Source organism: Parasphingorhabdus pacifica, from assembly GCF_054779195.1.
The window spans coordinates 314,845-327,081 of sequence record NZ_BAAGYS010000007.1 but is presented as its reverse complement, the minus strand read 5'-3'; the positions used below and the strand labels follow the sequence as shown (position 1 = coordinate 327,081).

At 68.4% G+C, this 12,237-nt stretch carries 9 protein-coding genes; 4 read left to right on the top strand and 5 right to left on the bottom strand.

What is annotated here, in order from left to right:
* The first annotated feature begins 78 nt into the window (after positions 1-78).
* On the top strand, positions 79-999 hold the full coding sequence (locus tag ACYVAN_RS10920) for an OB-fold nucleic acid binding domain-containing protein (RefSeq protein ID WP_460958392.1): 921 nt from the start codon (positions 79-81) through the stop codon (positions 997-999).
* Positions 1,000-1,505: 506 nt separating this feature from the next.
* On the top strand, positions 1,506-1,943 hold the full coding sequence (locus tag ACYVAN_RS10915; RefSeq protein ID WP_460958390.1) for a hypothetical protein: 438 nt from the start codon (positions 1,506-1,508) through the stop codon (positions 1,941-1,943).
* Between the two features lie 116 nt (positions 1,944-2,059).
* Here ACYVAN_RS10915 and ACYVAN_RS10910 read toward each other — a convergent pair whose 3' ends face one another.
* Positions 2,060-3,277, bottom strand: coding sequence for an MFS transporter (locus tag ACYVAN_RS10910; RefSeq protein WP_460958388.1), 1,218 nt, complete (start codon positions 3,275-3,277; stop codon positions 2,060-2,062).
* 258 nt (positions 3,278-3,535) lie between these two features.
* Between ACYVAN_RS10910 and ACYVAN_RS10905 the strand changes: the two genes are divergently transcribed.
* Positions 3,536-4,204: an HAD family hydrolase gene (locus ACYVAN_RS10905; RefSeq protein WP_460958386.1), complete on the top strand. Its 669-nt coding sequence runs from the start codon at positions 3,536-3,538 to the stop codon at positions 4,202-4,204.
* A gap of 52 nt (positions 4,205-4,256) precedes the next feature.
* On the opposite strand, the gene ACYVAN_RS10900 is transcribed toward ACYVAN_RS10905, so the two are convergent.
* On the bottom strand, positions 4,257-6,149 hold the full coding sequence (locus ACYVAN_RS10900) for a hypothetical protein (protein ID WP_460958384.1): 1,893 nt from the start codon (positions 6,147-6,149) through the stop codon (positions 4,257-4,259).
* 599 nt (positions 6,150-6,748) lie between these two features.
* On the opposite strand from ACYVAN_RS10900, the gene ACYVAN_RS10895 reads away from it, so the two are divergent.
* Positions 6,749-7,126, top strand: coding sequence for a hypothetical protein (locus ACYVAN_RS10895; RefSeq protein ID WP_460958382.1), 378 nt, complete (start codon positions 6,749-6,751; stop codon positions 7,124-7,126).
* 29 nt (positions 7,127-7,155) lie between these two features.
* Here ACYVAN_RS10895 and ACYVAN_RS10890 read toward each other — a convergent pair whose 3' ends face one another.
* The 3 genes from ACYVAN_RS10890 to ACYVAN_RS10880 all read right to left on the bottom strand — a co-directional run bounded on the left by ACYVAN_RS10890 (position 7,156) and on the right by ACYVAN_RS10880 (position 12,208).
* Entirely contained in the window at positions 7,156-9,462 is a 2,307-nt protein-coding gene (locus ACYVAN_RS10890; RefSeq protein ID WP_460958380.1) for an ATP-binding protein, read from the bottom strand.
* Positions 9,463-9,640: 178 nt separating this feature from the next.
* Entirely contained in the window at positions 9,641-11,569 is a 1,929-nt protein-coding gene (locus tag ACYVAN_RS10885; protein ID WP_460958378.1) for a hypothetical protein, read from the bottom strand.
* A gap of 507 nt (positions 11,570-12,076) precedes the next feature.
* Complete coding sequence (locus ACYVAN_RS10880) at positions 12,077-12,208, bottom strand: hypothetical protein (protein ID WP_460958376.1); 132 nt, start codon at positions 12,206-12,208, stop codon at positions 12,077-12,079.
* Between the last annotated feature and the right edge of the window lie 29 nt (positions 12,209-12,237).

Sequence of the window (12,237 nt, the reverse complement as noted above, 5' to 3'; positions counted from 1 at the left end):
GTCGGGATCCCACGGGTACGTCGAGGCGGTGCGAGCCATTGCCGCGACATGGGAGCGCCACCCGCACTATCGGGCCGCGTGGACCTGACCCGGGTCGCGCAAGATCGAGATCACGCGTGCAACAAGCGGGTCATCGAGTCGCTGATCAAGGCCGATGCCTTCGACTCGCTCGGGCTCACTCGCATGGCGCTGACCCAGCACCACGAGGCGGCGGGCGACGCCGTGATCGGCATCAAACGCCACGAGGCGATGGGTCAGTTCGACTTGTTCGGCGGTGCCGACGACACCACAGACACCGACGACACCTCACCGCTGGCGCATCTTCAGTTCACTGACGAGGAATGGCCACGTAAGCAACTGCTCGCGTACGAGCGGGAAATGCTCGGTCTCTACGTCTCGGCGCACCCCTTGGACGGGGCCGAGCGGTTGCTGGCGCCGTATCAGGACACCAGCATCGCCGAACTCGTCGGTGGGGAACGTGAGTCCGGCGGCAACGGCAAGGAAGAAGCCAAGATCGCCGGGATGATCTCGGGGATCCAGCGGCGCCTCAACAAGAATGGACAGCCCTGGGCAATCGTCACACTGGAGGACTTCGACGCCAGCGTCGAGGTGCTGTTCTTCCCGAAGTCCTACGAGCTGTTCTCCGACTGCTTGGCCGAGGACAACGCGCTGGCGGTCAAAGGCCGGGTCAACGAGCGTGAGGGCGAGGTCAGTGTGTTCGCCTCGGACGCGGTGCCGGTGGACATCGCCGCGGCCGAGCACGCGCCCAGCTCCGAACCACCGTTGGTACTGCGCGCCGACGCCAAGAAGATCGACAAAAACACGGTTGCCGAGCTGCGCGACACGCTGGGCGCTTATCACGGCGCGTCCCCGGTGCACATCCACTTGGGTGCCACACGGCTCGAACTACCAGCGTGGCCGGTCAAGGTCTGCACCGAACTCGTCTCCGAACTCAAGTCGGTGCGAGGCATCGCGATCGAACGTGCGGGCTCGGCATGACGAACGAGTGATGCCGTCGAATCCGAGGATCGTCGACGTGTGGACACATCGAGACCCCTCACCCGAGGAGACACGAAACGGACATTGGCGCGAATCCGTAACAATACGGGTGCGGCCGATGACAATCCGCCATCCGGGCATCCACTGTCGGCCGTATGTTCGAGTTCGCACTAATCATGCTGGGGGTCGCGGCGCTCGCTGTCGCGGTCACTGCGCTCGCTGTCGCGGTCGCGGCACTGCGCCGTGCATCCCGCGCGGAGCGGGATACACACCAAACGGAACGCAAGGTCGTCGCACACGAGGCGGCGCGGCGGCTCGCGGACACACCAGAGCAGTCGATTCCGGCTTCGCGCCGCCCGTGGTACCTACAGTCGGTCCGCGACGCCGGAAAGCCCCTCACGGCGGTGTGCGCCGGAGTGGCGGCGGTGTGCGCCGGAGTGGCGGCGGTGGTCATCCGACAGCGCACCGCGTTCGCACTGGCCGCTGCCACCGCCGCATCGATCGCCGTGGCCGTGTTCGTCAACCCGGACAACCAGGGCGATCGAGCGTCGCCGGCCACGCCTCTCCCGTTTGCGACCGACTCGACACCGGGCGCGTTCGAGCTGCCCCCCAATCTGTTTTCCGTGCCATCACCGCCCGTTCCGAGGTCGTCGGTCGTGCCGACCGCGTCGACCGACCACCAGACCGCCACACCGACCGTGCCGTCACCGCCCGATGCAGCCGCGGACACCCTTGTCGAGGCGACGAACCCCACAACGGGAACCCACACCCCACCGCCGACTTCCTCGGACCCCACGACGAACAAGCCAGCGCCACGTGACGGTCGGGACGATGCGCCGTGCGCCAATTCACCGACGGCATGGCAATGTGTCGAGCCGCGCCTCGTCGAGGAACTGGTCAATCACATCCGCGACTCGATCGGCGCTTTCAGCCGATCCGAATAGAACAAGGATCCACATCACCGCCGCCGATCCGGCGACCGTTTGACCATTACCGAGCAGTCAACAGCCGTGGGAAAGACGGCGATTCTCGCCGTCCACGCACCGGCCGATTCAGGTCCTCACACCTGCTCACCGACGACGGCGGCCTCCGAGGGCACCCGGTGCGGGTCGCGTCCGCCTGAACCGATCAGCAGTAGTCCGGCCGCGAGCACACACAGCACCGCACCGACGGCGAACGGCGCCTGCACGAATCCGAGCCACCCGGCGACGTGGCTGACCAGGGTGGCCGCGACAGCACCTCCCAGCCAACGGCAGAAGTTGTAACCCGCGCTGGCCACCGGGCGGGGCGCCGAGCTGACGCTCATCGCGGTGCCGGTGAACAGGGTGTTGAGCAGACCGGAGGCGACACCGCTGGCGACGACCCCGATCACGACGACCGGTGTGGATCCGACGGTCATCACCACGAGAACGACCGCGTACGCCAGCACCGCGAACACGGTGGCGTGCACTTCGCCGAAGCGGGCCGCGAGCTTCGGAGCGAGGGCGACACCGGCGATCGCCACGCAGACGCCCCAGCCGAAGAAGACCAGACCGACCGCGATCGGCCCGAATCCGAGGACGAAGGGCGACCAGGCGAGCACCACGAAGAACGATGCCGTGTACAACGCCGAGCCCACCGAGGTGCGCAGCAGGCCGCCGTGCCGGAGCGCCCGCAGCGGATCGAGTAGCCGGACCCGGGGCCGCCCGCTCGGATCGTCGGCAGGCAGGAATCCGGCCGCGAGGACCAGCGCGACGGCCATCAGCAGCGCGGTACCGGCGAACGGCCCGCGCCACGAGATGTTTCCGAGCAATGCGCCCAGCAGAGGACCGGCGGAAAGACCGATGCCCAGCGCGGCCTCGTAGAGCAGGATCGCGGCTTGCTGACCACCACTGGCTGCGCCGACGATCACCGACAGCGCGGTCGCGATGAAGAACGCGTTGCCCAATCCCCACACCGCGCGCAACGCGACGAGCTGCGTGATCGAACCCGCGAGCGCGCAGGCGATGGTCGCGAGCACGATCAGGACGAGCCCGGTGACCACGGTCCGCTTCGCGCCGAACCGGGCGCTGAACGCCCCCGTCACCAACATCGCCACGACCTGCACTCCGAGGTAGGACGAGAACAGCAGGGTCACCTGTTCGGGCCCGGCGTCGAGCGCTTCCGCGATCGACAGCAGGATCGGATCCACCAGCCCGATGCCCATGAAGGCGATCACGGCCGCGAACGCGGTGATCCAGACGGCCTTCGGTTGTCCTTTGAACACGTCCAGCAGCCGGGTGTCGGGTGCGCTGCTCATCGTTCGGCCCCTCCTCGGCGAGTTCGCCCCGGCGCGGTCGGTTCCCAGGGCGGCACGACTGCGCTTCGGCACGACGGCGCTTCGGCACTGAATGGCTGCCCGCGACCGTGCGGCGATCCCGGTGGAGAACTCGCGGTTTCGATTCCATTTGCAAGGCTAACTAAATTGTTCGGGAGGAGCCAGCTCCCGAGAGCAGACGCACACCGGTCACCGCGTGGCGAGCGAGCCACCGGCCCGGCGCCCTCCTAGGATTGCCGCGTGCGACCAGCAGCAGTGATCTTCGACCTCGACGGAGTCCTCGTGGACTCCGAACAGCTCTGGGACCGGATCCGGCGGGAAGTCGTCGCCGAGAACCACGGCGAATGGGCGAACGGCGCCACCGAAGCGATGATGGGCATGAGCACTCCCGAATGGGCGCGCTACCTGGTGGTGGAACTCGGCACCCGGCTCAGCGAGGAAGAAGTCGCCACCACCGTCATTGATCGGATGGCCCAGCAGTACGCCGACGGGCCGCCGGTACTCCCGTACGCCACCGAAACCCTCCGGGCCGTGGCGGACGACTACCCCACGGCCATCGCCAGCTCGGCTCCCCCACGCATCATCCGGGCCTACCTGGACGCGACCGGCCTCAACGGCACCATCCGGCACACCGTCTCCAGTGAGGAGGTGGGTGCTGGAAAACCGGCGCCGGACGTCTACCTCCGAGCCGCGCGCGAGCTCGATCAGCCCGCCACCCGTTGCGCGGCCGTCGAAGACTCCAGTAGCGGTCTCCGCGCGGCAGCGGCGGCGGGCACGACCGTGTTCGCCATCCCCAACCCGCACTTCCCACCGGCCGACGACGCGCTCGAGGGAGCGCACCGCGTGCTGCGCGACATCAGTGAGCTGCCCACAGCCCTGCGGGAACTCGGCACGCACCCGCCCACCTGACCGGCCGGACCGCCGCGGGCCACGGACCGCGAGCCGACCGCGCCCCGGCGGATCATGCCGGGTCGCGGTTGCCGCGAATCCGCTCCAGAGACCGGATCGCGGCCCGCACCATCCGTTCGTCGGGATGCAGCCGCGCGAGCACCTCCAGCACGACACCGGCCCTGCTGTGCGTGCTCCTGGGGATCTCCTCGATCATCGCGAGCTGGTTCGGTGACGTGCGCTGCCGGAACTCCGCGAGGAACAGCTCGGGATCATCCAGCGCGGTCAACCCCATCCCGTCCAGCGCGAACAACAGCTCGTCCCCCGGCCGTGGCTGCACGGCCTCGGCGACCGGGCGGGGCCACAGCCACATCCGCGCGGCCGGGCCGGCCACCGGGTCCTCGCACAGGCCGAGCACCGCGTCCTGCCCGGCCGTCCCGGTGTGTTCCAGCAGCCACAGCGCGGACAACCGCACCGCGGGATCGTCTACCCTGCACAACAGGTCGGCGACTTCGGCGCTCGCGGCCTCGGCGCCGCCACGATCGGCGATCCACGCGGCGATGGCCGCCTCGACCGCATCCGGTGGACTGGTCGGCATGGCCAGCACCAGCACCTCGATCGGGCAGTCGACCACGTCCTGCACGCTCGGTGCCAGCAGGCCGGCGGAACGCAGCGATTCACGAGCCGCCCACAGTCCCAGCGGCAACAACTCGACCATCGTCCGATCGGCCCGCACTTCGTCGGGGGTGGCGGCGTCGATGTTCGCGATGTCCTCGGCATCGCTGGTGGTGAAGCTGCGGACGACACCCATCAGCTCCCACTGGTCGAGCATCCGACCCAGCATCCGCCGAACCGTCTCCCGAACCGGGGCGGTCCTGGACCCGTCCGCCACGTCCGTCCGCATCGAACTCACGGTCGTGTTCACCAGGATCTCCAGCGGCAGCGCGTCGGTCTGCGAGTAGAGCGCGCACAGCACCTCCCGCACCAGGTCGGCGAACGCCTCGCCATCGCCGCCGAGCAGTGCGAGCGCACCCACGTCCGCGCCGAAAACGTCTTCGCACCGCGCGAAGCTGTACCACAACCGCGTCCACAGCAGTCCCGGCTCCGCCAGCAGCGGTTCACTGACCTGGGTTCTCACCAACCGCTTTCCCGCCACCCGGAGCAGGTTGGCCCGCTCCGACCACTCCACGAGCATCCGGGTGGTGAACCGGCCGACGCCGCCGTCGACCAGTTCCGCCAGCTTTGCGGTCAACTCGTTCAGGTCCGACTCGGATAGGCGGCCCGCGTCGAGGTCCCGACCGCTGCCCACCCATTCCTGCAGGGCTAGGACCAGCGGCAGCAGCGCACTTCGCGGTGCCTCCACGTCCGGGGTGTTCTCCTCCGGGAGCAGCATCGGCGGTAGCCAGTAGGCCGGGGATTTCGGTGTATCCGTCGACTCCCGTTGCTCGACATCGGCGACGAGATCGCGGTCGAGCCCCGCCTCGCCGGACTCGACGGCCAGGAAGAACTCCGCCACGGCCTCCTCGTCCTCGGGGTCCACGCCGTGTTCCCGCATGGCAACCGTGAAGAACTTGGTCACGCCCCACGCGGCCGGCTCCACCATCGCGGCCAGGTAATCGGGGGTGGCCCGGTCGATCGCCGCGTGCACCGCTTCGGACCCGGTGCTCTCCATCAGCAGGCCGATCCCGGCGAGGAAATCGATCCAGCGGTGCAGTACCCGTGGCGGTCCCGACCAGTCGTCGAGCACCAGCACGCGCGGCACGACCTCGACGAGGAAGCGCCGCACGTCCGGCTCACGCCACCGCGCGAGCAACCCGTCGCGGGTGAGCTTGTCGTCGAGCAGCAGCTCCACCAACTCGGCCGTATCGTCCCCGGGCTCCGCGCACGCGTTCACGAACAGCTCGATCAAGCTCTGCTTGACCTCGGTGTACTGATCGACCTCTCCGTGCAGGAAAGCGGTTCGCATGTCGTCGGCCTTTCGCCACGGGTTCGCGGAGGTTTGGGCAAGAGGTCAGTATCCGAACATCGGACCGCCGACAGCCGACTCCGCTGCCTCCGCGTGTCGGACGCGGTCGACCGAACGTAGGTATGTCTCTCGGTACATCTCCCGCTTCGCATCCGGCGGACCCGGCGGATAGTTGTTGCTACGTCCGCAAGGGACGAAAGGAAGGAAATCCGGTGCTCATCCGCCCCACACCCCTCCCGTGCCCTGGCGAAGTGCGGCGAACGGCACCGGTCGAACCGGGACGTGCGACGGCCGGACATCGCCGGGAGGTGAGGTGATCGAGGCCAGCCAACCGGCCTCGATGCGAGCCCGGCACAAGCCCGGAACCACCCGTTCGTGGGAGGAGGTCAGTTTGCAGATATCCGGACCACAGGTCCCCTGTCGAGCGACCTGCACTCCGGTATTCGACGAGGTGGGGCGTAGGACGGTCACATGACCACCTGCCCCACCTCGTCGCCGACCAGCGAATGAACAGAGTGATGCAGACAACCTCGGAAGATCAATTGAAGACGGCCGAACATACTCGCGGCCCCGGTTCGCCGTACCGAAGTTTCGGCTGGGTGGTCGATGAGCTGGACCCCGCCGGAACCCCACGACTGGTGATCGGCGATGTGGACGCTCTGCTCATGCCGGACGAGCTGGCAGCGCAGGTCCACCACGTGCTCTCGATTCACCTGCTCGCCGGTGCGGTCATCGGCTACCGAGAGCAATGGGCGTTGCTTACCGGGGCCGCCGGAAACAATGCGGTACCCACCGACCTCGCGGGATGGAACGTCGCCGGGTTCCTGCCCGGAGACCGGCTGACGCTGCCGTTCGAGACGATGCCGGGCGCAGAAGCCCGATGGATCCAACACCCGGACCCCACACGGCCGCAGCCGCCGTGGCAGACGGTCGTGTCCGCGACTCGTCGGGCGATGTCCCTCGCCCACACCGGATAGCCGCTACCGGGCCACGCCGACCGGCCCCGTCAGTCGTCCTCGGCGTGGTTCTCGGTGACCCACACGGCCACTTGCGCGCGGGATGTGAACCCGAGCTTGACCATGATGTGCTCGATGTGACTGTCTGCGGTGCGCTTGGCGATCACCAGCCGTTCGGCGATCTGCCGATTCGACAAACCCCCGGCCACCAGCTGCGCCACCTCACGTTCCCGCGGCGTCAGTTCGGACGCCGGCGCACCGTCGGCGGTGCGCTCACGCTCGCCCAACGCGTACGCCATGAACTCGTCGAACGACAGCGCCCGGCCCTGTTGCGCGATCCGTCGAGCATCCCCGGACACTCGCACCCGCTTGGCGCACTCGGTGTGCCAACTCCGATAAGGCGCGATGCCGAACAGATCCATTCCGGTCCGGAATCGCGCACTACCCGCCTGCAGCACCCCGGCACGCTCGATCCGCCCCTGCGCGGCAGCCACCCAGGCCAGCATCTCGGTGCACAGCACAATTCCCATCCGGTCGTCGAACCGAACCTTGCTCCGCAACGCCTCCACGGCCAGCGCCTCCACCGCGTCCACATCGCCGTCCACCCACGCGACCAGGGCGAGCGCAGCCTGCGCCCACGACCGGCCCCACAGCTCCCCGTGCTCTTCGCAGATCGCCAGGCACCGCCCGCACAACGCCTCGGCCCGTTCCGTCTCCCCGCGGGAAACCGACATCAGCGCCAGGTTCACCAAGCTGATCAGCACCAGAGCATTCGGTTTGACCATGCCCTCGCGGCTCACCGCCGAGAAGAGCTTCGAAGCCGCGGCCTCCACCTCACCGTCGAGCACATCGATCATGCCCTCGACGTGCTCGGTCTGGAGCAAGGCCGTGGCGTCCCCCAGCCGCCCGGCCAGATCGCGGGACTCGTGCAGCAGCGCCCGTCCCCGCAGCAGATCCCCTTGCAATCCGCTGACCAGGGCCGCGGCCACCAGGCACGCCGCCCGTTCCTCGCTCGTCTCCGGAGCCTCCCGCAGCGCCCGGTCCAGCCAATGGCGCCCGTCCCGCAACGCGCCCGCGCCGACCCAGTAGAACCGTAGCGCTGCTACCAGCCGCAGCGCCTCGTGACCTTCTCCCGGCTCGCCGAGGCTGAATTCCAGCGCCGAGTAGAGGTTGGCCTGCTCCTCGCGCAGCCGGGTCAACCATTCGAGCTGCCGCGAGCCCAGCCACTCCGCGTCGGCGCGCTCGGCCAACTCCAGGTAGTGATCGCGGTGCCGCCTGCGCCGCGTCAACTCGTCGACGTCGTCGCCGAGCCGACTCCGGCCGTACTCGCGGATGGTTTCGAACAGCCGGTAGCGTGCCGGCTCGCCCGGAGCGCCTTCCCTCGTGAGCACCGACTTTTCGACCAGCCCGGCAACACCGTTGAACACGTCGGTCGAAGACATGCCGTTGCCGGAGCACACTGCTTCGGCCGCCTCCAGATCGAACCCGGTGACGAACACCGACAGTCGCGTCCACACGGCTCGCTCGTTGGGGGAGCACAGTTCGAAGCTCCAATCGACCGCGGCCCGCAGCGTCTGGTGTTGCGGCACCGCGTCCCGATCCCCGCTGGTCAACAGCTGATACCGATCGACGAGCTTGGAGAGGATCTCGTCCACCGACAGCGACCGCATCCACACCGCGGCGAGTTCGATGGCCAGCGGCAACCCGTCCAGCTGCTTGCACAACCGGGCGACGGCCAGCTCGTTTCTCGGCCCCAGCTCGAAGCCGGGAAGCACCGCCGCTGCCCGTTCGGCGAACAGCCACATCGCCTCCCCGCCGGGGAGCCCCCGAACCCGTCCTCCCGGTGCGTCCACCGTATCGACCGACATCGGCGGAACCGGCCAGGTGCGTTCACCGCCCACGTTCAGCGGCGCCCGGCTGGTGGCCAGGATGCGGACGTCGGGCGCTGCCGCCAACAGCAGCCCGACCAACCTGGCGCATTCGTCGAGCAGGTGTTCGCATCCGTCCAGGACGAGCAGCAGCCGCTTGTTCACGAGCCGGTCGGCGAGCACCTCACCCGCATCTCCCGTGGTGCCGTCGGAACCCCCGATCGCATCGAGGACCGTCCGGTCGAACAACGCGGAATCCCGCACGCGTCCCAGTTCGACGATCCACACCCCGTCCGGGAAGGTGCGGCGGAGCTCGCGCGCCACGCGCAACGCCAGCCGGGACTTGCCGACTCCCGCCACCCCGGTCAGCGTCGCCAGGTGCGAGGTCGACACCAGTCGCTTGATCTGGGGCAGAGCGGAACGGCGCCCCACGAAGCTCGTGAGGTCGTCCGGAAAGCTGCCCGCCACCCGAACAGTCACTTCGGCCACCGCATTCGGCCTACGCCAACCCTGCCCCCAGTCTAGGCCGCTCCGGCGACTTGCAGCGCCACGCAGGACGCGGCCCTCCGATCGGGCGTGGCCGGCGGCGCGCCCACGGTCCAGCGCACCCGACTCGGTCGCGACCGGGAAGGGACCGGCGGATCGCAGGACACCGTTCAACACCGGGCTATCGGTCCGTCTTCCGGACGTGGTGGTAGTGGTCGCGAGCCAGGCGGCGCAGCTCACGCACCACCGGGCGGACGATCCCCGAGCTCGGTTGCCGCGGGGTGGCCGGCACCGGGCCGGTTTCCCGGCCGCGCAGGAACTGGTGACCGAGCGAACGGGCATGCCGGAATTCGGCTGTTCCCAGCAGCACCGTCGTGATCAGCCCGAAGATGTTCAGCGGGAGCCACAGGTGAACCGGGACACCGTTGGTGTCGTTGGTGGCGATCTCCTCGATGCTGATCGCCGCCGCGAACACGGTGGTCGCGACCGGCGCGAGCAGCGGATTGACCTCGCTTATCCACAGGCAGCTGCGGACGGCCCAGTAGAACGTGCACATCACGAACGGCACGCACCACAGCAATGCGACGACGCCCAACGGAATCATCGGCAGCACCAACAGTCCGACCGGCGTGCCGAACAAGAGGATCAGCGCCGTCACGATGCCGACAACGATCCCGAGCGGCAGCGGAATGGCCACGAGCAATCCGAGCCCGGCACGCTTGACCATGCTCAGCAACCCCTGCCGCAGCTTCGGGCCGTACCCGTACTGCCGCGCATCGATCGCCATCAGGATCGCCGCGGGCGCCCCCACGAACACCGCGAGCTCGATGGTCGAAAACCCCTTGCCCGTCAGGTCCCAGACCAGATCTTCCCACTGGTACTGGATGGTGGTGAGCACGACCACGGCCAGCCCGACCACGGCCCGCCAGAAACCGAGCCGGTCCAGCAGCTGGTCCCTCGGCTGCGGGCCGACCTCGGGCTTGAACAGGTATCGGGCGGTCAACCACGGGAAAACCACGACGGCTAACCCGGAAACCACCCGGTTCGGCTCCCCCACGGCGGTCGGCCCCGCGGTCGCGGCAACCTGGCGTGCCCTCCGCTTCCGGAGCACGAAACGGACGATCGGGGCGAACGGTGTCGCGATCCCGCGCCCCAAGGCGGCGAAAAACGCCGCGACTGGCCGGAAAAGCGACGCCACGGCGTTGCTGATGGTTGCCGCGATACCGCGCACCCGGCCCCAGCGCCGCGGCGAACCTTCCACGACAGCAACGGTTTTCGGGAACGCTTCGGCCCGCACCCAGAACGGCCGCCGCCGATCGGAATCCCGCAGCCCGCGAGGCAACACCGGAACCTCGAACAACGCAACACCGTCGTCCTCCACCGCCGGCTCCGGCAGCGCTTCCGCCACCGGTTCCGGCCCGCTTCGGAATCGGCAGCCGATCAGCCGCGCCCGCCGGAACTCGAATACCGCGAGCACCAGCGTCCCGACAACTCCGCACCCGATCAGCGCGAACCACCAAGGCGTCGGCAAGCCCTTCGAGTCGAGCTCGACCACCTCCCGCCCGGTGATCAGCAGCATCAACGACGCCGAACCGATCGGCCCGAACAGCGGGTGCAGCTCGCCCAGCCACAGTCCGGACCGCGCACCCCAGTACACGGCGCAGGCACCGAACAGCGGAAGCCACACGTACACGAGGAGCACCCCGGTGCTGAAGCTGAGCGCGTGGTCATCCTCGGTCGGCTCCATTCCGACACCTGTTTGCCACAGCACCAGCAACGGCAACGCGATGCAGACCGCACCAAGTATCAGCCGCCACAGCAGCCGCAACGCACCTGGCAGCAGCTCGGTCCGATGGCCAGAGCGGGTCACGGCGAGCAGCACGACGAACAGCACCGGAGCGAGCAGTGAGGCGGGCAACCAGATGTGCGTCAAGGTGTCCCACGAGCCGGAGAGGATGGTTTGCCACGGCTGCGCGAAGTTGGCGGTCGCCAGCGTCACCACCAGTGCGGCGAGCACCGCACGCGAGGACGCGAGCAGCGTCAGCTCCCGATCCCGAAGCCGTTCACCGGTCTTCGGCTTGAGCAGGAACCGCGCGGCCGTCCACGGCACGACCGCGGCCAGGAAAGCCCGCTTGGCTTGGCCCGTCCCGGGCTTTCGCTCGAAGTAGTACGGCTGCGGCGGATACGGCGCTGCTGGATATGGGGCGGCTGGATATGGGGCGGCTGGATACCCACTCGGATGCGACGGATATTGCCAGGGCGGCTGTTGTGGCTGCGGCGGATACGGTTGCGACGGATACGGTTGCGGCGGATACGGCTGAGCCTGTGATTGCCCCGGCTGCGGCGAATGGGGCGGCTGCGCCTGCGTCGGGTACGGCTGTTGCCCACGCTGCGAGTTCGGCTGATGCTGCTGCGCTGACATACGCCCCCGTGCGCTACCGGACCGGAAAATCCGATCTTGGCAGAGTTGGCAGGGCCATCAGGGCAGAATGCCAACAACTCCGCAAAACCCGGTGCGTCGCGGGGGTTTCCGGGCTTCAACAACACGCGGCTTCAACAACACGCGCATCTCGGCGGGTCAGCTCTCACAAACGGCGCGGCTCTTAAACGGCGCGCGTCACAAGAGCACGTGTCGCACCGGCTCGCGTCGCAACGGGCACGCGTAAACCCGCAACCGGACTTCGCCGAACACCTTGCCGGGAACTTCAAACCAACCATCGGCCGCACCGCCGCGTTCCATGAGGGCCAAGTCGATACTCCACCCGGATGGCCCAATCC

What these genes read in the sequence shown, in the direction of transcription:
- ACYVAN_RS10910 (WP_460958388.1), bottom strand. Translation starts at nt 3,277, where the DNA reads ATGAGCAGCGCACCCGACACCCGGCTGCTGGACGTGTTCAAAGGACAA.
- ACYVAN_RS10900 (WP_460958384.1), bottom strand. Translation starts at nt 6,149, where the DNA reads ATGCGAACCGCTTTCCTGCACGGAGAGGTCGATCAGTACACCGAGGTC.